This window comes from Saxibacter everestensis (assembly GCF_025787225.1).
In the GTDB taxonomy this organism is placed as follows: Bacteria; Actinomycetota; Actinomycetes; order Actinomycetales; family Brevibacteriaceae; genus Saxibacter; species Saxibacter everestensis.
Map to the genome: position 1 here is coordinate 1698899 of NZ_CP090958.1, position 21029 is coordinate 1719927.

Genomic DNA, 21029 nt, shown 5'->3' on the forward strand with positions numbered 1-21029 from the left:
GCTCACGCCTTGGCTGCGGCGGCCTGCACGTAGCGGTCGTAGCCCTCTGATTCGAGGCGGTCGGCCAGTTCCGGACCGCCCTCTTCGGCCACCCGGCCGGCGACGAACACGTGCACGTGGTCGGGCGTTATGTAGCGCAGAATACGCGTGTAGTGGGTGATCAGCATGATGCCGATGTCGCTGTTCTCGCGAACGCGGTTAACTCCTTCGGAGACAACCTTCAGCGCATCGACGTCCAGGCCCGAGTCGGTCTCGTCCAGAATGCCGAACTTCGGCTGCAGGAGCTCCATCTGCAGAATCTCGTGCCGCTTCTTCTCACCGCCGGAGAACCCTTCGTTCACATTGCGCTCCGCGAAGACCGGGTCGACCTTGAGCCGCTCCATGGCGGTCTTCATGTCTTTGACCCAGTGGCGCAGGTTCGGGGCTTCGCCATCGATGGCGGTCTTGGCCGACCGCAGGAAGTTCGAGACGGTGACGCCGGGAACCTCTACCGGGTACTGCATGGCGAGGAACAGGCCGGCGCGGGCCCGCTCGTCGACACTGAGCGACAGCAGGTCCTCGCCGTCCAGCTTGGCCGTTCCGGACGTCACCTTGTACTTCGGGTGACCCGCCAGTGAGTAGGCCAGCGTGGACTTGCCGGATCCGTTGGGGCCCATGATGGCGTGCGTCTCGTTCTGGGAGATGTCGAGGTCTACGCCGCGCAGGATCTCCTTGGGACCGGATTCGGTTTCGACGCTGACATGCAGGTCGCGAATTTCGAGAGTGGACATCTAAAACTCCTAGTTATTGATTGTGGTGTCCACGTCCACCAGCAGGTCGGTGCCTTGCTGCTGGACGGGAAAGACGGCTACCGGCGTTATTGCCGGCGGACTGAGTGGCGCTCCGGTGGTCAAGTCGAACACCGAGCCGTGCAGCCAGCATTCGATGGTGCAGCCGTCGACCTCGCCTTCGGAGAGCGAGATCTCGTCGTGGCTGCAGATGTCGTCGATAGCGTGGAACGCGCCATCTGCATCGCGCACGACGGCGACGGGGCGCCCGTTGATGACGCAACGCTTTGCGCCTTCTTCGGGTACCTCGTCCACGCCGCATGCCGGAACAAAACTCACACCATGCTCCTGGCCAGTTCGAGCTCGATAGCGTCGCTGAGCCGGCGTTCGACATCCGGAACGCGGATCTGCTGGATGACCTCGTTGAAGAATCCGCGCACCACCAGACGACGTGCTTCTGTCTCGGAGATTCCTCGTGAGCGCAGGTAGAACAGGTGTTCCTCATCGAAGCGTCCGGTCGCCGAAGCGTGTCCGGCGCCTTCGATCTCGCCTGTCTCGATCTCAAGGTTCGGCACCGAATCGGCCCGGGCGCCATCGGTCAGCACCAGGTTGCGGTTCAGCTCGTAGGTGTTGATGCCGATCGCTGTCGGGCGAATCAGCACATCGCCAACCCAGATCGTGTGCGCGCCATCGCCCTGCAGGGCTCCCTTGTACTTGACGTTCGAGGTGCAGCTCTCGGTGGCGTGATCGACGAAGAGACGCTGCTCGAAATGCTGGCCTGCATCGGCGAAGTACACGCCGAGCATTTCCAGTTCGCCACCGGGACCGGCATAGGTGCCGTTCGGGGTCAGCCGGACCAGGTTGCCACCGAGGGTGATGGCGATGTGCTTCAACTTCGCGTCCCGGCCGACCTTGGCATGGTGCGCCGCAAGGTGCACGGCGTCGTCGTCCCAGTCGTGGATGGCTACCACGGTGAGTGATGCCGAGTCGCCGACGATGATTTCAAGGTTGTCGGCCAGCACGGCGCTGCCCCGGTAGTCAACGACGACGACGGCCTTCGAGAAGGCTTCGGCGTTGATCACGGTGTGTGCGGCAGCAGGAGTCAGCTCGGTTCCGGTGTATGTCAGCTGCACCTCGCTGCTTGCCTCGACCTCGCGTGGGATGGTCACCACGGTGGCCTCCTTGAAGGAGGCCCAAGCCGATGACGCTATCTTCTCGTCAGGCAGTCCGGAAGTCCCGATCCGGGCATCGTCGCGGCCGACTGTCTCGACGTTGACCTCTGCGGGCGACTTGACCTCGAGCTTGGGCGCGGGTCCGGTGAGTTCGGCGGTGTCCAGGCCACGCAGTCGCGCCAAAGGCGTGAAGCGCCATTCCTCCTCACGACCGTTGATCGCAGGGTAGTCCGCCGGATTGATCGACCTGATCCGCTCGTCGCGCGACTGCTTGGGGATCTCCGTACCGGCCCCGTGCGAGTGCGCGACGTTGCCGTGCTGTTGTGACACCTTGTGTTCTGCCTCCTTGGCTGCTGCGGTGCTATCGGTGCTAAGTAGCTGCTCGCTCAACCGACGGCACCTTCCATCTGGAGCTCGATCAGCCTGTTCAGCTCGAGCGCGTATTCCATCGGCAGTTCGCGTGCGATCGGCTCGATGAAGCCGCGAACGATCATTGCCATCGCCTCAAGTTCGTCCAGGCCACGTGACATCAGGTAGAACAGCTGGTCCTCGCTGACCTTTGACACAGTCGCCTCGTGCCCGAGAGAAACTTCGTCCTCACGGATGTCGACGTACGGGTAGGTGTCGGAGCGGGAGATGCTGTCAACCAGCAGGGCGTCACACAGAACCGTGTTCGAGGAATGCTCAGCGCCGGGCTGTACCTGGACAAGTCCGCGGTAGGAGGCGCGGCCACCGCCACGGGCAACCGACTTCGACACAATCGACGACGAGGTGTGCGGTGCAGAATGCACCATCTTGGCACCGGTGTCCTGGTGCTGGCCCTCGCCGGCGAAAGCCACCGAAAGGGTCTCACCCTTGGCGTGCTCGCCGGTCAGGTAGATCGCGGGGTACTTCATCGTGACCTTGGATCCGATATTGCCGTCCACCCATTCCATCGTGGCGCCCTCTTCGGCGATCGCACGCTTGGTCACCAGGTTGTAGACGTTATTCGACCAGTTCTGGATCGTGGTGTACCGAACCCGGGCGTTCTTCTTCACGATGATCTCCACGACCGCCGAGTGCAGCGAGTCGGTGGAGTAAATCGGAGCGGTGCAGCCTTCGACGTAGTGCACGTAGGAGCCCTCGTCGGCGATGATCAGCGTGCGCTCGAACTGCCCCATGTTCTCGGTGTTGATCCGGAAGTAGGCCTGCAGCGGGATCTCGACGTGCACGCCTGGCGGCACGTAGATGAACGATCCGCCGGACCAGACTGCAGTGTTCAGCGAAGCGAACTTGTTGTCGCCGGCCGGAATCACCGTGCCGTAGTACTTATCGAAGAATTCCGGGTGCTCGCGTAGCGCGGTGTCGGTGTCCATGAAGATGACACCCTGCTTCTCGAGCTCTTCGTTGATCTGGTGGTAGACGACCTCGGACTCGTACTGAGCAGCGACGCCGGCAACCAGGCGCTGCTTCTCCGCCTCGGGGATACCCAGCCGATCGTAGGTGTTCTTGATGTCCTCGGGCAGGTCCTCCCAGGAGGTCGCCTGCTTCTCCGTGGAACGGACGAAGTACTTGATGTCGTCGAAGTGGATACCGGTCAGGTCTGCGCCCCAGGTCGGCATCGGTTTCTTTTCAAACAGACGAAGGCCTTTGAGCCGGTTCTTCAGCATCCATTCCGGCTCGCTCTTCAGGTTCGAGATATTGCGGACGACCGCCTCAGACAGGCCACGCTGTGCGGTGGCACCTGCATCGGTTGCGTCGGACCAGCCATAGGCGTAGTTGCCAATGTCCTTCAGTTCTGGATTTGCGTCCAGAATCGGGTTAGTCGTAGACATTTCAGTCACCTAGACTCCTTCGTTGTTGTGCTGATGAACTGGCCGGTTGTTCTCGACTTCGCCGAGCGGCCGGTTCGCAATCGAGGTTGGAATGTGGGTTGTGCATACATGGGCGCCGCCGGCCAACGTCGAGAGCCGGCGCACGTCGACGCCGAGCAGCCGGGCGAATGTCTGGCGTTCCGCTTCACAGAACTCGGGGAACTCGGCGGCGATCTGTTGCACAGGGCAGTGCCCCTGGCATAACTGCATAGCCTCCATTGGTGTTCCCGAGGCGACCGGCGAGGCTGACGCGGCATACCCGTCGGCGGATAGCGCGGCCGCCAGCGCCCGGGATCGGGACGCGATATCCGAACCCGCGGATTCGACCAGCGGAAGGTATTTGCGCTCCATCTCATCGCTGCGCTGGCCGGCGAACTCGGCGACCGCGTTCGGGCCGCCCATTTCGCGCACGAACTTCAGCGCCGCAGAGGCGAGGTCGTTGTAGGAATTGCCAAGATATGAATGTCCGCTATCCGTGACGACGTACTGCCGCGCGGGCCGGCCGCGTTTCGCCGTCGTTCCCTTAAGACTGCGCACGTCGATATGGCCGTCGTCCTGCAGCGCATCGAGGTGACGCCGGATCGCTGCCGGGGTCAGCCCGAGTTCGGCAGCAAGTTTCGAGGCGGTGATCGGCCCGTGGGCCAGAACGGCGGCAAGCACTCGCTGGCGGGTGCGAACATCTTCGCTGGCGGCTCGATGCGCGGGCGCGTCGGCCACAGCAACGCCAGACAACCTGCCAGCCGAGGCGGCAGAGGCGGCACCAGGGTGCACATCTGGGATATTCACAACACAAGCATGACGTAATTAACCCGGGGTGTAAACAAAGGGCGACCTAAACCCGCCCTCATTCGACGCGTCGTAGAAAGCTTCTCTAGACTGGTCAATGTGTTGACATCAGAAGACCCTGTTCTGCGAGTCGAAGGGTTATCCAAGCGATTCGGCAAGACGCAGGCCGTTCGCGATGTCTCCTTCTCCGCCCGTGCCGGCGAGATCTCCGCCGTGCTCGGGCCGAACGGCGCCGGTAAGACCACGACGATCGAATGCTGCGTCGGCCTCAGAGCCGCCGATTCCGGCGATATTTCCATCCTCGGTATGAACCCGAAAGCCGACAGCGGAGCCGTGCGGGCGCGAACCGGTGTAATGCTCCAAGATGGCGGACTGCCGATGGGAGCACGCCCGCTCGAGGTGCTTCGGCACTTCTCGCGGCTGTATGCGAATCCGCGCAATGTCGATGAGCTGGCCGAACAGCTTGGGATCACCGCCTTCTCGAATCGCACGATACGCCGGCTGTCCGGCGGTCAGCGCCAGCGCGTTGCCCTGGCCGCGGCGCTCGTCGGAGGCCCGTCGCTGGTCTTCCTGGACGAGCCGACCGCCGGCCTCGATCCGCAGACGCAGCTCGTGGTCTGGGAACTGGTTGAACAGCTGAGGGACAGCGGGGTGGCCGTCGTGCTGACCACACACACCATGGAGGACGCCGAGCGGCTTGCGGATCAGGTTTTCATCTTCGATATCGGTGAGGTCGTCGCCGCGGGCACCCCGGCGGAACTCACCGGCGGTTTCTCCGACGACGGCAACTGCGAGTTTCTCCGCTTCGATGGCCCGGCCGACCTCGACCTCGGAACGCTCCGGCTCGCGCTGGGCGCGAATCGCCAGGCCGGGCACGACGGACCGGGCGCGAATCGCCAGGCCGGGCACGGCCAACCGGGAGATGCTGGTTCGATGAGCCACGGCCAGCTAGACAGAAACGGGCTGCTGGTTGAAACTGGCCGACCAGATGCAATCGAGCTTTCGGAGGGGCCGTCCGGCCACTATCAGCTGACCGGCCGGATCACCCCGCGCGTTCTCGCCACCGTGACTGCCTGGTGCGCCGATCATGACCTGATGCCACGTAATCTTTCGGTCGGGCGACGCACACTGGAAGACGTCTTTCTCGAACTGACTGGAAGGACGCTTCGATGACCAGCACGCAGGACTCGTTGCCGCGCACTGCCGTGCCCGAGCAGGCAGTCGCAGCGCCAGCCGTCCGCCGGGTGCTGGCGCAGGCCGAGTTGGAGAGCAAGCTCATTCTTCGCCACGGCGAACAACTGCTGCTCTCGCTGGTGCTGCCAGTGCTGCTTCTGATCGGTCTGGGCACCACCGGAATCATGGCCGCGCTGCAGGTCGACCTGAACGGCATGCAGCGGCTCGATATGGCAACGCCGGGCGTTCTTGCGCTGTGCATCGTCTCAACCGCCTTCACTGGGCAGGCGATAGCCACCGGATTTGACCGTCGATACGGCGTCCTCCGGTTGCTTGCCACGACACCGTTAGGCCGCTCGGGCCTCCTGCTCGGCAAGATCATCGCGGTTCTGCTGGTTGAGCTGGTCCAGGTCGTCGTCATCTGCGGGCTTGCCGCGGTCCTGGGCTGGCGACCGCACGCCGAGGCCTTCGTCCCCGTCGTCGTGACCATAGTTCTCGGCACCACTGCCTTCACCGGACTCGGCCTCCTGATCGCCGGCACGCTGCGGGCCGAAGCGACCCTGGCCGGCGCAAACCTGCTCTGGGTACTTTTCCTGGTCGGCGGCGGCCTGGTCGTCCCGGCCAACGGCGCGCTGGCACAGGTCGCTGACTTCCTGCCATCTGCTGCGCTCGGCAACGCTATGCGCGCCGGCATGCTCGGCGGAAACATCCCCTGGCTGGCGTGGCTCATCCTCGCCGTCTGGGCCCTCGGTGCCGGGCTGGCCACCATGAAATGGTTCAAGTGGAGTTAGTTCGAGTGGAGTCGGCAGTGAACAACCAAGCGGAAGCACCCAGCTCTGGGGTGCTCAGCCGTCGGATCCGAATTCTGGCCTGGCTGACTCTGGTCTCCCAGGCAGGAATCGTCATCACCGGGGCGCTGGTCCGGTTGACCGCATCGGGCCTGGGTTGCCCGACCTGGCCGCGGTGCACCGACCAGTCATACGTCAACACCCCCGAAATGGGCATTCACGGCTACATCGAGTTCGGCAACCGGACCCTGACATTTGTGGTCGCGGCAATCGCCGTGCTCACCCTGATCGCACTCTGGAAGATCCGGCGCGAGCGTCGCGATCTCTGGACACTCGCTGTAGTGCTGCTGTTCGCGGTGCCCCTCCAGGCGGTGATCGGTGGAATAACGGTTCTGAGCAACCTCAACCCCTGGGTCGTCGGCCTGCATTTCCTGGCCTCGGCGATTATGGTCGCGCTAGCCACGCTCATGGTCCGCCGCGTATCTGACTCAGGTGCAGCGCCGGCGCGGGTAGTCCCGCCGGTTGTCAGCAGACTCGGCTGGGCGATCCTGGCGCTGATGATCATCGTCGTGGTCAATGGCGTGATGGTCACCGGCGCAGGCCCGCATTCCGGCGACCACGGTGCGGCGCGGAATGGCCTCGATCCGACCTGGATCACCCGGCTGCATGCGGCCCCGGTCTACCTACTCGTGGCGGCTACTGTGGCTGCGCTCGTGCTGACCGCGCGCAGTCGGCGCGCGGCCGGCGCCGACCAGCTGGCCGAACCGCGGCGGGCTTTGATGACGTTGCTTATCGTCGAGCTCGCGCAGGGCGCAATCGGCTATACCCAGCACTTCCTGCACCTGCCTGTCGCGCTGGTCGTACTGCACATGCTCGGCGCAGTTACACTGATCGCGGCCGCCGTGGCGGCAGTGGACTCGATGTATCAGCGGCCGCCGCTAATGCAGCTTCCCGACAACGGCGAGAACACACCTAGCTCAGCCTCGGCCGAAACGCTCTAGACGCCGCGCAGAAGAACGACCCGGAGCAAATTCTGCGCCTAAGGAGGAAGCAGTGCCTCAGGACGCCCCTTCCGCGACACTGGAACGAGCGGTCAGCTTGCTGTCGGCGGAGCCAATCTTCGTTCTCACTGGTGCGGGCATGAGCACAGACTCCGGCATCCCGGACTACCGCGGCCCGGACTCCGTGCCGCGCACCCCGATAACGTATTCGACGTTCCTGCGCGACGAGAGTGCCCGGGCTCACTATTGGGCGCGCAGTTACGTCGGCTGGGCCAGCTTCGGCACCGCCGCCCCGAATGACGGGCATCTGGCCCTGGCGGAGTTGCAGGAACGACAGCAGCTCACCGGCGTCGTCACCCAGAATGTAGACGGCCTGCACCAGCGCGCCGGGACGAAAGACGTCATCGACCTCCATGGCCGGCTGGATCGTGTTCGATGCCTGAACTGTGAGAATTATTTCGACCGGCACGAAGTGTCAAGGTGGCTGGGCCAGGCAAACCCGTCGTTCGCCGCCAGGCTTCCCGAGCTGCAGCGTGATGCTCAGTCCGCGCCCGATGGCGACGCCGAGGTCGACAAAACGGACGAGTTCGTCGTGGTGGCCTGTCCTATCTGCGGCGGCATCCTCAAGCCCGATGTGGTGTTCTTCGGCGAACAGGTGCCAAGGGAACGTGTGGATGCCTGCTACCGGCAGGTTGAAGCGGCGGCAGCCGTCTTGGTGCTGGGCTCTTCGCTGACCGTAATGTCCGGGCTGAGATTCGTCAGGCACGCGGCTCGGCGGCAGCTGCCGATCGTGATTGTCAATCGGGGAAAGACTCGGGCTGATGACATCGCCATGGCCCAACCGGCCATGCGGCTTCATCTTGATTCGGGCGTCAGCGAGTTCCTGCGCGACTACCTGAAGCTGCTAGTGACTAGCAGAAGCTGAACCTGGCTGAGACCTGAAGCTGGCAGTGCCCTGAACCTGGCTGACACCTGAACCTGGCTGAGACCTGAAGCTGGCAGTGCCCTGAACCTGGCTACGACCAGAACCTGGCTACGACCAGATGTTGAAGAACGGATCGACCGCCACCGCGAGGAAGAGCACCGACAGGTACGTGATCGAGCCGTGAAACAGCTTCATCGCCCGCAGCTGGGTTCCTTCGAGACCCTGCTTCACCCGATGCTGCAACATGTATGCCTGAGCCAGGAACCACGCGCCAGCCGCGACGGCTGCCACGGTATAGATCGGTCCCATCGGGGCAAGCGGGATCAACGCCAGCGATGCGGCAACCATTGCCCAGGAATACAGGATGACCTGCCGACCGACCGAACGCGGTGGTGCCACGACTGGGAGCATCGGCACCTCTGCCGCCTCATAGTCGGCCCGGTACTTGATCGCGAGCGGCCAGTAGTGCGGAGGGGTCCAGAAGAAGATCACCAGGAACAGCAGCAGCGGCTCCCAGCTGAGCGACCCTGTCACCGCCGACCAGCCGATCAGAACGGGCATGCAGCCGGCTGCGCCTCCCCAGACGATGTTCTGCGAGGTGTGACGCTTGAGCACCATGGTGTAGACGACGGCGTAAAGCAGGATTGCGATCGCGGTAAGCCCCGCGGTGACCCAATTGGTGAAACCGCCGAGCCAGAGAATCGATAGGGCACCGAGCACCAGCCCGAAAATCAGCGCGGCCCGGGGACTGATCTCGCCGGTAACCAGCGGCCGGTCCGAGGTGCGGTGCATGACCGCATCAATGTCGCGGTCGTAATAGCAATTGAGCGTACTCGCCGAAGCCGCGGCAAGCGCCCCGCCGATCAGCGTCGTCACGATCAGCATGATCGGCGGAAGGCCGCCCTGGGCCAGGAACATCGTTGGCGCGGTCGTGACCAGCAGCAGTTCGATCACTCGTGGCTTGGTCAACGCTACGTACGCCGCGAACGTCGAGCGCTTCTTCTTCGGCCGCTGATCCCCGGGATGCAGGGGGCCAGCCGGATCAGTCGAACCGGACGAGCCGCTTCCGATGGCAGCTGCGTCTGGTGTGCCGGCATGCGCCGATGCCCGCGGATGAAGTGCCGTCACGTTGGTTATCTATCCTTAAATCCGGTCCCGCGCTGCTTGGGTCCATCTGAAGCGTCAGGCCCTTGGCCAGCTTCGAATTCTGCCGAGCACACGCGATGCTTGGTATCCCTTACAAAGTTTTCTACGTTCTGTAGATCAACCGCCGTGCCCATCCTAACGCCTCCTACCCCGGTCGGGGGCAGCGGGATCGGTGTTTCCGGCTGGCGGACACAGGGGTTCGGAAATCGGCTCTACGCGGTAGGGTTGGCCGTGGCGGTAAAACCATGATCCACCGCTGCTCACGCTGGCGTGATAACCGTCGCCTGCGTGGTTGGGTGACGATTGTCGCAAGAGCGAAGTCGCGTGGATCGATTTCAATCATCGACCCGTGTGATTGCCGTACGCAACGGCAACACAGAAAGAGGTTCTGGAAGGCAATGCCCACACTGAATTGGTCAGACAAAGACTTGCGCGCGGTGGATACCGCCCGAATCCTTGCCGCAGACGCGGTCCAGAAGGTCGGCAACGGCCACCCCGGGACGGCGATGAGCCTTGCTCCGGCGGCCTACCTGCTCTATCAGAACGTGATGCGCCACGACCCGAGTGATTCCCACTGGCTTGGTCGCGACCGTTTCGTGCTTTCTGCCGGTCATAGCTCGCTCACCCAGTACGTTCAGCTCTACCTCTCCGGATACGACCTCGCGCTCGATGACCTCAAGGCCTTGCGCACCTGGGGGTCCAAGACTCCGGGTCACCCCGAGTACCGGCATACCGACGGTGTAGAAATCACGACCGGCCCCCTGGGTTCCGGCCTCGCCTCGGCCGTCGGCATGGCGTTCGCCGGCAGGCGCGAGCGCGGTCTGCTTGATCCGGAAGCTCCTGCGGGCCAGTCCCCCTTCGACCACAACATTTACGTGATTGCCTCCGATGGCGATCTCCAGGAAGGCGTTTCCGGCGAAGCAAGTTCCCTGGCCGGCACCCAGCGCCTCGGCAACCTGATCGTGATCTGGGACGATAACCGGATCTCAATCGAGGACGACACCTCGATCGCTTTCACCGAAGACACCGCCGCGCGCTATGCGGCCTACGGCTGGCACACCCAGCATGTCGATTTCACCGCCGGTGGCGAGTACACCGAGGATGCCGAAGCTCTTTACGCCGCGATTACCGCTGCAAAGGAAGAGACTGACCGGCCTTCCTTCATCCGGCTGTCGACTGTTATCGGCTGGCCCGCTCCCGACGCGCAGGGCACGGGTGCCGCCCACGGCGCGGCACTCGGCGATGACGAGGTCGCAGCAACCAAGAAGGTCCTCGGCTTCGACCCGGAACGCACATTCCAGGTGGACGACGAAATCCTCGACCACGCCCGCGAGGTTGTCGAACGCGGCAAGAAGGCGCACTCCGAGTGGGACGCGAACTATGCGGCATGGCGCGAGGCTAATCCGGAGCGGGCGCAACTGCTCGACCGGCTCGCCGCGCGTGGACTTCCAGCTCAGTGGGAGCAGAAGCTCCCGGTTTTCGAGCCTGATGAGGAAAAGGGCCTCGCCACCCGCGCGGCATCCGGCAAGGTGCTCAACGCCATCGCCGGTGTGCTGCCCGAACTGTGGGGCGGTTCCGCCGACCTCGCCGGCTCGAACAACACCACGATCGACGGCGAGCCCAGCTTCCTGCCGACCGACCGTTCAAGCAAGAAGTTCCCCGGTGAGCCCTACGGCCGTACGCTGCACTTCGGCGTCCGCGAGTTTGCCGCCGGGCTGATCTGCAACGGCATCGCGCTGCACGGCCTCACCCGGCCGTACATGGGCACGTTCCTGGTTTTCAGTGACTATCAGCGTGCAGCAGTGCGGCTGGCAGCCATCCAGAAGGCCCCGGTCACATTTGTCTGGACCCACGATTCAATCGGACTCGGCGAAGACGGCCCGACCCACCAGCCGGTCGAACACCTGTCCTCACTGCGCGCCATCCCCGGCCTGGACATCGTCCGTCCCGCCGATGCCAATGAGACCGCGGTCGCGTGGAAGACCATCCTGGAGAACCACGATCGACCTACCGGCCTCGCACTGACCCGGCAGAATGTGCCGACGTATGACCGGAACGTCTATGGCTCCGCGGCAGGGACCGCACGAGGTGCCTACGTCTTCTCGGAAGCCTCGAATGGCTCGCCTCAGGTACTACTGCTCGCCTCCGGCTCCGAACTGCAGCTGGCCGTCGAAGCGGCCAAGGTGCTCGAGGCCGCCGGAACGCCCACCCGCGTAGTCTCGTTCCCGTCGCAGGAGTGGTTCGAGAACCAGGACGAGGCCTACCGCGAGTCGGTTCTGCCGTCATCGGTCAAGGCACGGGTTTCGGTGGAGGCAGGTGCCGCGATGAGCTGGCACCGTTACGTCGGGGACGCCGGTCGCTGCGTATCGCTGGAACACTTCGGTGCTTCCGCGGATTACAAGACGCTCTACCGTGAGTTCGGCATCACATCGGACGCGGTTGTTGAGGCTGCTCGCGCCTCGCTTGACGCAGTTTAACCACATCTCGATATCGCACATGCGCCCGGCGGTTGCCGGTTCGGCTCAACGGCGACCGCCGGGCGCGAAATGGAGAAATCATGACTGAAGTAGCTACCAGCCCGCTGTCCACCCTCTCGGCCCAGGGTGTCTCGGTATGGCTCGACGACCTGTCTCGCGAGCGGATCAACTCTGGAAATCTGCAGGACCTGATCGACACCCGCGATGTCGTCGGCGTCACAACGAATCCAACCATCTTTGCCGCCGCGCTTGCCAATGGCGAGGCCTACACAGACCAGGTACGCGAACTTGCGGCAGCCGGCACCGATGACGCCGCGGTGGAGAAGGCGGTGTTCGAGATCACGACAGCCGACGTTTCGGCGGCGGCCGATGTTTTCGCCCCGGTCGCGGAGCGTACGGGCGGCGAAGACGGCAAGGTTTCGATCGAGGTCGATCCGCGCCTCGCGCGGGATACCGACGGGACGATCGCCATGGCCAAGCAGCTGTGGGAGCGGATCGGAAAGAACAACGTACACATCAAGATTCCAGCCACGGTCGAGGGCCTTCCGGCGATTACCGCCGCGATTGCCGAGGGAATCAGCGTCAATGTGACCCTGATCTTCACGCTCGAACGCTACCGCCACGTCGTGGAGGCGTACCTGGCCGGACTGGAGAAGGCCAAGGAGAAGGGGCTCGACCTCTCCTCGATTCACTCGGTTGCCTCGATCTTCATCTCGCGTGTGGACACCGAGATCGACAAGCGTCTGGACGAGATCGGCACTCCGGCGGCCAAGGAGCTGCGCGGCAAGGGCGGACTCGCCAATTGCCGGCTGGCCTACCAGATCTACGAAGAGCTTTTCGCAACGCCGCGCTGGCGTGCGCTTGCCGACGCGGGCGCCAACAAGCAGCGTCCGCTGTGGGCTTCCACCGGCGTCAAAGATCCCAGCTATCCCGACACGATGTACGTGACCCAGCTGGTTGCCCCGAACGTGGTTAACACCATGCCGGAGAAGACCCTGCAGGCGTTCAATGACCACGGCAGCATCGAGGGCCCGACGGTGATCGACACCTATGCCGAGTCCGATGCCGTACTCGATGCCCTGGCGGCAACCGGGATCTCGTACAACGAGGTGATGGATGAGCTGGAAGAAGAGGGTCTGAAGAAGTTCGTCGACAGCTGGACCGAACTGCTGGCGACCGTGCAGGACGAACTGGTCAAGCACGCGGGTGAGGCCCGATGAGCCACAAGGAACTCGCGGACGCCCGGTCCGCCGACGGTTCGCTGCGGCTGAATTTCGGCTATCCGGACCAGGAAGCCTACGAGGAGAACCTTCAGGACCTGATCAGGGATTCGGTTGCGAGCCGGATTGCTGCTCGTGACGCCACACTGTGGGGCCCCGATGCCGAGAGCGAGGCGTCCATCCGGCTTGCCTGGGTCGACCTGGCCGAGAGCTCTCGCCCGCTGATCAATGAGATCATTGCTCTTCGCGAGGAACTCCTCGCCGAGGGACTCGATCACATCGTGCTTGCCGGCATGGGCGGCTCTTCGCTGGCGCCGGAGGTCATCTGCGGCACCGATGGCGTGCCGCTGGTGACGCTGGACACAACCGATCCCGGTCAGGTCGCGGCCGCAATCGCAGACGACCTTGACCGGACCGTTCTCGTGGTCTCATCGAAGTCCGGCGGCACAGTCGAAACTGATTCGCACCGGCGCGCCTACCAGGCAGCGTTCGAGGCGGCCGGCATCGACCCGGCGTCCAGGATAATCGTCGTCACCGACCCCGGCTCGCCGTTCCAGACGCTCGGTGAAGAGGCCGGATACCGCAAGGTCTTCCTCGCCGATGCACAGGTCGGCGGGCGCTACAGCGCGCTGACCGCATTCGGGCTGGTGCCTTCGGGGCTGGCGGGTGCCGATATCGAGCGTCTCCTGGATGACGCAGCCGCGGTCGCACCCTCACTGACCGACGACAGCAAGGACAATCCTGCGCTGCGGCTGGGCACCCTGCTCGGCATGGCCCACTGGCGTGAAACCGAGAAGCTGGTGTTCGCCGACAACGACTCAGGGTTGGTCGGCTTCGCCGACTGGGCGGAGCAGCTGATCGCCGAGTCGACCGGCAAGGACGGTCACGGACTGCTGCCGGTAGTCACCGAGGGACTTGGCGCCCCCGGCTTCGATGATGCCCGCGCGGACGCCGTGGTCGTGTATCTCGGCGAGCCGGATGCCGGGCCACACCCCACCTCGGGGTTCGGCGTCAGTGTCGCCGGTCCGCTTGGTGCGCAGATGCTGCTTTGGGAATACGCGATCGTGATCGCCAGCCGGATGATCGGCATCAATCCATTCGACCAACCCAATGTCGAAGAGGCCAAGATCCAGGCCCGGCAACTCCTGGACAATCCAGAGGCCAGCGCCGCAGGAGAACCCCTTTTCGTCGACAACGCGATTGAAGTGTACGGCTCCGACGAACTTCTCGGTTCGGCTGCCTCGGTCAGCGAGGCGCTTGGCACGTTCTTCCGCGCCGCGCCTGACTATGGCTACATCGCCATCCAGGCCTACCTGGACCGCCACGGTGACGCAGCCGCGGCAGAGCTTCGGGCCGACATCGCTCGCAGGACGGGGCTGCAGACAACGTTCGGCTGGGGACCACGATTCCTGCACTCCACCGGGCAGTACCACAAGGGCGGCCACCCGAACGGGGTGTTCCTGCAGATAACCGCCGAGCACGACCAGGATCTGGCAGTTCCGGATCGCCCCTACACCTTCGGTGTGCTCCAGCTGGCCCAGGCCTTGGGCGATGCCGAAGCGCTGCGAAAAGCAGGACATCCGGTCCTCCGCCTGCACCTGCAGGACCGGGATGCCGGACTGGCACAGATCCGCTCAGCCGTCTCACACCTGAAGGGATCACGTGACTAACACCCGTGCTGAGAACCCGTTACGGGATCCTCGGGATCGCCGGCTGCAACGAATCGCCGGCCCGTCCAGCCTGGTGATCTTCGGCGTGACCGGCGATCTCTCCCGTAAGAAGTTGCTTCCCGCCGTCTACGATCTGGCCAACCGCGGCCTGTTGCCGACCGGCTTCGCCCTGGTCGGCTTCGCACGACGGGACTGGGAAGACCAGGACTTCGCCCAGCTTGCCCACGATGCGATCAAGGAGTACTCCCGCACCCCGTTCCGTGAGGAGGTCTGGGCGCAACTTGCAGAGGGAATCCGCTTTGTCCCCGGCGAGTTCGACGATCCGGAGGCCTTCGAACAGCTGCGTACCACCATCGAGGAGTTGGACGCGGTTCGCGGCACCAACGGCAATCACGCCTTCTACCTCTCTGTTCCGCCGAAGTTCTTCGCCGTCGTCTGTGAGCAGCTGGCCAGCACGGGGCTCGCGGCGTCCACGGACGACCAGTGGCGTCGCGTTGTAGTGGAGAAGCCATTCGGGCACGACCTCGCTTCCGCACAAGCCCTGAACGCCACGGTCGAACAGGTGTTTCCTGCTGATTCGGTATTCCGGATCGACCACTACCTGGGCAAGGAAACGGTCCAGAACATGCTGGCACTGCGGTTCGCCAACCAGCTCTGGGAGCCGATCTGGAATTCGAACTACGTCGACCACGTGCAGATCACGATGGCTGAGGATATTGGCATCGGCGGCCGGGCTGGGTACTACGACGGCATCGGCGCGGCACGTGACGTCATCCAGAATCACCTGCTGCAGTTGCTTGCGCTGACCGCGATGGAGGAACCGGTCTCCTTCTCGGCCCGCGACCTGCGTGCAGAGAAGGAGAAGATCCTTTCGGCGGTCAGGCTGCCCAAAGACCTGTCGGCAAGCACGGCACGCGGGCAGTACTCCTCCGGCTGGCAAGGCGGAACAAAGGTTGTTGGCTACCTCGAGGAAGACGGAATCGACCCGGCCTCCACGACCGAAACCTACGCCGCCGTCCGGCTGGACATCGATACCCGGCGTTGGGCCGGCGTGCCGTTCTACCTCCGTGCCGGTAAACGGCTGGGGCGACGGGTCACCGAGATTGCGATCGTGTTCAAGCGCGCACCACACCTGCCGTTCGAATCCACGGCGACGGAGGAACTTGGCCAGAACGCACTCGTGATCCGGGTTCAGCCGGATGAGGGCGTGACGATCCGGTTCGGATCGAAGGTGCCCGGAACCCAGATGGAGGTCCGTGACGTCACCATGGACTTCGGCTACGGCCATGCCTTCACCGAGGCGTCGCCCGAGGCGTATGAGCGGCTGATCCTCGACGTCCTGCTCGGAGAGCCGCCTCTTTTCCCACGACATGAAGAGGTCGAACTCTCGTGGAAGATCCTGGATCCGATTGAAAAGTACTGGGCCACGCTCGGCCAGCCCGAACAATACGGCCCCGGAACCTGGGGCCCGGCAAGCGCCGACGCCCTGATGGCAGCCGAGGGCCGGCACTGGAGGCGACCATGATTGTCGATCTGCCAAGCACGAATGCCAGCAAGGTGTCCCGCGCGCTTGTCGACCTGCGCGAGCAGGGCGGCGCGGTAACCCTTGGCCGGGTGCTGACCCTGGTGATTCCGACTTCGGACCAGAACGCCGAGACCGCGATCGAGGCAGCCAACGAAGCGTCACGGGAACACCCGTGCCGAGTGATAGTCATCGGTTCGGGTAACCGTCGTGCCAGTGCGCGCCTCGATGCCCAGATCCGTCTGGGCGGCGATGCGGGCGCCTCGGAGGTCATCGTGCTCCGTGGCTACGGCCCGCTGGCAGATCCGGAAATTCAGGACGGCTTGGTGATGCCGTTGCTGCTTCCAGATGCTCCGGTAGTGGCCTGGTGGCCGGGAGCGGCGCCGCGGAAGGTTTCCGAGTCTCCGATTGGCCGGATCGCCCAGCGCAGGATTACCGACGCCGCGAACCAGCCTGCCCCGAAGAAGTTCCTGGAGCAGCTTGCCAAAAGCTATGCCGATGGCGACACCGACCTTGCGTGGACCCGGTTGACGCCGTGGCGCGCGCAGCTTGCCGCGGCACTCGACTTGCCGCCCTATGAACCGGTGAAATCAATCGTGGTCAAGGGCGCCGGTGACTCCCCGAGCACCGAGCTGCTGGCCGCCTGGCTTCAGCTCAGCCTCAAGGTTCCGGTCAGCCGGCAGACGGTCCCCGCCGCGGGAGGATCCGGTATCGCCGGAGTTCTGCTGAAGCGGGAGCATTCGTCTGTCGAGTTGCATCGCCTGACGCCGACCACTGCCGAACTGAAGCAGCCGGGCCGGCCGAGCCAGGAGATTCCGTTGCCGCGCAGGAATCTGCGGGACTGCCTGGCCGAGGAACTACGCCGACTGGACTCCGACGAGGTTTACGGTGAGGTGCTGCTCAGCGGCGCCAAGCCGACCCGACCGGCCGGGAAGCGGGGATCGCCTGCTGGCAAGGCTGGCAAGACTGGCTCTAGCAAGGCTGCCGCTGGTAAATCAGCTTCCGCGTCGAGCACGAAAGCCGCCGGAAAAGCTGCTGGCAAGACTGCCGGTAGCAAGTCTGCCGGCAGCAAATCTGCCGGTAGCAAGTCTCCCGCTCGCACCAGCGCCGCTGGCGAAACTGCCGACGGCGCGACGAAGGCCGCTCCGGCCCAGAACAGTCCCGCCGGATCCGGCAGCACGGAAGCGGCAGCGCAGTGACCGCCAGCCCGGTCATCGTCTCCTGCCAGGACCGTTCGGCGGTGGCACAGCGCGCTGCCGGTGACCTGATAGCGCATATCGAAGGCGTCCCTGCCGGCACTGCGGTACATATCGCCGTGACCGGCGGTGGCGTCGGGATAGCGACCTTGGCCGAATTGGCGAAGAGCCCGCGGCTAGCGGAGGCTTCCCCAGGTCGTGTGCATCTATGGTTCAGCGACGAACGGTACGTGGACGCGGGCAGCCAGGATCGCAATGACATTCAGGCAGCAGCGACTTGGGGTCCAGGGTTTGTCATTCCGGAGGCGAACATCCACCGAGTGGCGGGCGCCGATAGCGGTCTGAGTGCCGAGGCTGCCGCCACTAACTACGAGACCGAGATCGGCCGTGCGAAAGCCGCCTTTGACGTCGTATTGCTGGGGATGGGTCCGGATGGGCATGTTGCCTCGTTGTTTCCCGGGCATCCCGGGGTCAGCGACAAGCGCACCGGGGTGATCGCCGTGCACGACTCCCCCAAGCCACCGCCTGACCGGGTTTCGTTCACCATGCCGCTGATCCGGTCGTCGGACCGGGTGTGGGTCATTGCCTCAGGCGCCGAAAAGGCGCCAGCGGTCAAAGCGGCGCTCAGTCCGGCATCGACCGCCGAGGACGTCCCCGCGTCCGCCGCGCGCGGACAGTTGGAATCCCGGTTCTACCTCGATACCGAAAGCTCCAGCCTGCTGGACTAAGCGTGCGTCGTTTACACACGACGCCCCACCCACGGGAGAGGCTTGGAGCCCCAGTATCGACTACTAAGCCTCCCAACGGCCCGCGGAGCCTGCTCGAGCAGCCAACCCCAAGGCCCGAGCGACGCGAACAACAAGCGAGTTACCTACTGCGCGGGTACGAAAAAGCGCGAGCCCGCTGAGTGAATCAGCAGGCTCGCGCTTCAGTCGCGGGGATCTATACGGTGAAGCGAATCACCAGTCCCAAGGCGATGATCGTCGCACCCCAAATCACTGCGACAAGGGTGGTGAAGCGGTTCAAGTTCCGCTCGGCAACCCCTGAGGACCCCAGGTTGGAACTCATGCCACCACCGAACATATCGGACAGCCCGCCGCCCTTGCCCTTGTGCATCAAAATAAGCATAGTGAGGAACAGGCTGGTGAGCAGCAGGATGACGAGCAGCACAACGTGCAGTACTTCCACGGAGATTCCTTAAAAATCGGGTTCATCGTCTATGCCGTGAACTATGGCCGGAGACAACCGAGTCACTAGTCTAGCGTTAAAGTCCGACCTGATGTTGCTGGAACCGGCAGATCGCGGCGAACTCTTTGGGATCGAGGCTTGCGCCGCCGACCAATGCGCCGTCCACATCCGGCTTTGCCATAATGCTGGCGACATTGGACGACTTCACCGAGCCACCGTACAGAACTCGGACCGACGCAGCGACATCCGCGGAGAACAGCTCGACGAGGGTGGACCGAAGTGCCGCAGCAACCTCCTGTGCATCCTCAGGTGTCGCCACCTCACCGGTGCCGATCGCCCAGACGGGCTCATATGCCACTACGAGAGTTGCGGCCTGCTCAGCGGTGAGGTCACGTACGGCGGCCTTCAGCTGTCCGGTCGCATGCGCGACCTGGTCACCGGCCTGCCGTACCTCCAGGTTCTCGCCCAGACAGAGGATCGGCACCAGGCCGTGCCGGTAGGCGGCGGCCACTTTCGCCGCAACGACCTCGTCATTCTCGGCGTGGTACTCGCGTCGCTCGCTATGCCCCACGGTTACGTAGCTGCACCCGAGCTTGGCAAGGAACGCTCCGGAGGTGTCGCCGGTGTAGGCGCCGGAGTCCTTGGCGGATAGGTCCTGGGCACCGTAGCGAAGGTCGAGCTTGTCGCCCTGCACCAGTGTCTGCACGCTGCGGATGTCGGTAAACGGCGGCAACACGACGGCCTCAACCTGTGAGTAGTCGTGCTTGGCGTCCTGCAGGGTCCACGCCAGCTTCTGCACCGTGCTGATTGCCTGGATGTGATCCAGGTTCATCTTCCAGTTTCCCGCGATCAGGGGAATTCTCTTGTCTGCCACGCTATTTCTCCAAAACTGTCAGTCCGGGCAATTCCTTGCCCTCGAGGTATTCGAGGCTTGCGCCGCCGCCGGTCGAGATGTGCCCGAAGTCGTCGTCTGCGAAGCCCAGGGCGCGAACAGCGGCGGCCGAGTCGCCCCCGCCGATGACGCACAGGCTACCGTCAGCCCGTTTCGTGAGCTCCGCACAAGCCGCTGCCACGGCCTTGGTGCCTGCCGAGAACGCATCGAACTCGAAAACGCCCATCGGTCCGTTCCAAAACACTGTGTGTGCGGCCTCGATATGCCGGGCGAACCCCGCGGCAGACTCCGGTCCAATGTCCAGGCCGAGCGCCTCGGCTCCTGCGGCCGATCCCTCGAGATCGTCGGCAGGCCGGACCTCGTGACTGGCGTCGGCGGCAAAGGCGGAGGCCATCACGATGTCAGTCGGCAGGACCAGGTCTACGCCGCGCTTGGCAGCCTGGTCGATATAACCGCGCACCGTCTCGATCTGGTCGTCTTCCAGGAGGCTCTTGCCGACTTTGTGTCCGAGCGCGGCGAGGAAGGTGAAAACCATGCCGCCGCCGATCAGCAGAGCATCGGCCCGCTCAAGCAGATTGTCGATCACCCCGAGTTTGTCGGAAGCCTTAGAGCCGCCGAGAACGACGACATACGGGCGGGGTGGGTCGCTGGTCAGACGTTGCAGCACCTCGACCTCGGACCTGACCAGGCCTCCGGCCGCATGGGGCAGCCGTTCGGCGATGTCGTACACGCTGGCTTGCTTGCGATGCACCACCCCGAATCCGTCGGAGACGTAGAAGTCCGCGAGCCGGGCCAGCTCATCCGCGAAGGCGCCACGTTCGGCGCCGTCTTTCGAGGTCTCCCCCGGGTTGAATCTCAGGTTCTCAAGCAGAACAACGTCGCCGTCGCTCATTGCCGCCACCGCCGCCTGTGCAGATTCCCCTACGGTGTCGTCGGCGAACACGACTTCCCGACCGATCGCTTCGGCCAACGGGGCAACAATCGGCCGCAGCGAAAATTGCGGCTCCGACTCTCCCTTGGGGCGCCCCAGATGAGCCATCACAATAACCCTGGCGCCAGCATCCGCCAGCGCCTTGCATGTCGGAGCCGAGGCGTTGATCCGGCCCGGATCCGTGATCTTATCGCCATCAAGCGGCACGTTCAGGTCACTACGGACCAGAACCCTTTTGCCTTTCAGCTCGGCGGGGTCAGACAGAAAACTAATGCTCACCGATCATCCGTTCGTAGGGAGTAAAAAGCCGGGGCGCACGACT

At 64.0% G+C, this 21029-nt stretch carries 18 protein-coding genes and 1 pseudogene; 10 read left to right on the forward strand and 9 right to left on the reverse strand.

Annotated features, from left to right (window positions below; genetic code table 11):
- Positions 1-2: 2 nt before the first annotated feature.
- From sufC to LWF01_RS08215, 5 genes are read right to left on the reverse strand one after another with little or no spacing between them, the layout of a single operon-like run.
- Positions 3-770, reverse strand: a complete 768-nt coding sequence (gene sufC / locus LWF01_RS08195; protein ID WP_349640546.1) for a Fe-S cluster assembly ATPase SufC — start codon at positions 768-770, stop codon at positions 3-5.
- Between the two features lie 9 nt (positions 771-779).
- Positions 780-1106 (reverse strand): non-heme iron oxygenase ferredoxin subunit, encoded by a 327-nt coding sequence (locus tag LWF01_RS08200; RefSeq protein WP_432762007.1) that lies wholly within the window; start codon positions 1104-1106, stop codon positions 780-782.
- Positions 1103-2329 carry a Fe-S cluster assembly protein SufD gene (sufD, locus tag LWF01_RS08205; RefSeq protein WP_432762008.1) on the reverse strand — a complete coding sequence of 409 codons (1227 nt, stop codon included), beginning with the start codon at positions 2327-2329 and terminating at the stop codon, positions 1103-1105. The genes LWF01_RS08200 and sufD overlap by 4 nt, the downstream gene beginning before the upstream one ends.
- Positions 2326-3753, reverse strand: coding sequence for a Fe-S cluster assembly protein SufB (sufB, locus tag LWF01_RS08210; protein WP_349640856.1), 1428 nt, complete (start codon positions 3751-3753; stop codon positions 2326-2328). The genes sufD and sufB overlap by 4 nt, the downstream gene beginning before the upstream one ends.
- A 9-nt stretch (positions 3754-3762) precedes the next feature.
- Positions 3763-4578, reverse strand: coding sequence for a helix-turn-helix transcriptional regulator (locus LWF01_RS08215; protein ID WP_349640547.1), 816 nt, complete (start codon positions 4576-4578; stop codon positions 3763-3765).
- Between the two features lie 99 nt (positions 4579-4677).
- Here LWF01_RS08215 and LWF01_RS08220 point away from each other — a divergent pair, with 99 nt between their 5' ends.
- Genes LWF01_RS08220 through LWF01_RS08235 form a run of 4 tightly spaced genes read left to right on the forward strand, consistent with a single transcriptional unit; the run spans position 4678 to position 8465 of the window.
- On the forward strand, positions 4678-5751 hold the full coding sequence (locus LWF01_RS08220; protein ID WP_349640548.1) for an ABC transporter ATP-binding protein: 1074 nt from the start codon (positions 4678-4680) through the stop codon (positions 5749-5751).
- Complete coding sequence (locus tag LWF01_RS08225; protein WP_349640549.1) at positions 5748-6542, forward strand: ABC transporter permease; 795 nt, start codon at positions 5748-5750, stop codon at positions 6540-6542. The genes LWF01_RS08220 and LWF01_RS08225 overlap by 4 nt, the downstream gene beginning before the upstream one ends.
- Before the next feature lie 17 nt (positions 6543-6559).
- Positions 6560-7540, forward strand: a complete 981-nt coding sequence (locus tag LWF01_RS08230; RefSeq protein ID WP_349640550.1) for a COX15/CtaA family protein — start codon at positions 6560-6562, stop codon at positions 7538-7540.
- Positions 7541-7592: 52 nt separating this feature from the next.
- On the forward strand, positions 7593-8465 hold the full coding sequence (locus LWF01_RS08235) for an NAD-dependent protein deacetylase (RefSeq protein WP_349640551.1): 873 nt from the start codon (positions 7593-7595) through the stop codon (positions 8463-8465).
- A 108-nt stretch (positions 8466-8573) separates the two neighbouring features.
- Here LWF01_RS08235 and LWF01_RS08240 read toward each other — a convergent pair whose 3' ends face one another.
- Positions 8574-9494, reverse strand: coding sequence for a heme o synthase (locus LWF01_RS08240; protein ID WP_349640857.1), 921 nt, complete (start codon positions 9492-9494; stop codon positions 8574-8576).
- A gap of 515 nt (positions 9495-10009) precedes the next feature.
- Between LWF01_RS08240 and tkt the strand changes: the two genes are divergently transcribed.
- From tkt to pgl, 6 genes and pseudogenes are all read left to right on the forward strand, one after another.
- Positions 10010-12088 (forward strand): transketolase, encoded by a 2079-nt coding sequence (tkt, locus tag LWF01_RS08245; RefSeq protein WP_349640552.1) that lies wholly within the window; start codon positions 10010-10012, stop codon positions 12086-12088.
- Positions 12089-12168: 80 nt separating this feature from the next.
- Entirely contained in the window at positions 12169-13308 is a 1140-nt protein-coding gene (gene tal / locus LWF01_RS08250; protein ID WP_349640553.1) for a transaldolase, read from the forward strand.
- On the forward strand, positions 13305-14978 hold the full coding sequence (locus LWF01_RS08255) for a phosphoglucose isomerase-related protein (protein WP_349640554.1): 1674 nt from the start codon (positions 13305-13307) through the stop codon (positions 14976-14978). The genes tal and LWF01_RS08255 overlap by 4 nt, the downstream gene beginning before the upstream one ends.
- Positions 14971-16503: a glucose-6-phosphate dehydrogenase gene (zwf, locus tag LWF01_RS08260; protein WP_349640555.1), complete on the forward strand. Its 1533-nt coding sequence runs from the start codon at positions 14971-14973 to the stop codon at positions 16501-16503. Before LWF01_RS08255 ends, zwf begins: the two co-directional genes overlap by 8 nt.
- A pseudogene (locus tag LWF01_RS08265) lies at positions 16500-17444 on the forward strand (glucose-6-phosphate dehydrogenase assembly protein OpcA); the annotation flags it as partial. The gene zwf and the pseudogene LWF01_RS08265, both read left to right, overlap by 4 nt.
- Before the next feature lie 251 nt (positions 17445-17695).
- Positions 17696-18424: a 6-phosphogluconolactonase gene (gene pgl, locus LWF01_RS08270; protein ID WP_349640556.1), complete on the forward strand. Its 729-nt coding sequence runs from the start codon at positions 17696-17698 to the stop codon at positions 18422-18424.
- A 214-nt stretch (positions 18425-18638) separates the two neighbouring features.
- On the opposite strand, the gene secG is transcribed toward pgl, so the two are convergent.
- The 3 genes from secG to LWF01_RS08285 form a co-directional block, all read right to left on the reverse strand.
- Positions 18639-18884 (reverse strand): preprotein translocase subunit SecG, encoded by a 246-nt coding sequence (secG, locus tag LWF01_RS08275; protein ID WP_349640557.1) that lies wholly within the window; start codon positions 18882-18884, stop codon positions 18639-18641.
- A 76-nt stretch (positions 18885-18960) separates the two neighbouring features.
- Positions 18961-19716: a triose-phosphate isomerase gene (gene tpiA / locus LWF01_RS08280; RefSeq protein WP_349640858.1), complete on the reverse strand. Its 756-nt coding sequence runs from the start codon at positions 19714-19716 to the stop codon at positions 18961-18963.
- A 43-nt stretch (positions 19717-19759) separates the two neighbouring features.
- Entirely contained in the window at positions 19760-20980 is a 1221-nt protein-coding gene (locus LWF01_RS08285; protein ID WP_349640859.1) for a phosphoglycerate kinase, read from the reverse strand.
- Positions 20981-21029: the final 49 nt, after the last annotated feature.

Coding starts and splice junctions, on each gene's coding strand:
- sufC (WP_349640546.1), bottom strand. CDS start 770: ATGTCCACTCTCGAAATTCGCGACCTGCATGTCAGCGTCGAAACCGAA.
- LWF01_RS08225 (WP_349640549.1), top strand. CDS start 5,748: ATGACCAGCACGCAGGACTCGTTGCCGCGCACTGCCGTGCCCGAGCAG.
- sufB (WP_349640856.1), bottom strand. CDS start 3,753: ATGTCTACGACTAACCCGATTCTGGACGCAAATCCAGAACTGAAGGAC.
- LWF01_RS08255 (WP_349640554.1), top strand. CDS start 13,305: ATGAGCCACAAGGAACTCGCGGACGCCCGGTCCGCCGACGGTTCGCTG.
- tal (WP_349640553.1), top strand. CDS start 12,169: ATGACTGAAGTAGCTACCAGCCCGCTGTCCACCCTCTCGGCCCAGGGT.
- tkt (WP_349640552.1), top strand. CDS start 10,010: ATGCCCACACTGAATTGGTCAGACAAAGACTTGCGCGCGGTGGATACC.
- tpiA (WP_349640858.1), bottom strand. CDS start 19,716: ATGAACCTGGATCACATCCAGGCAATCAGCACGGTGCAGAAGCTGGCG.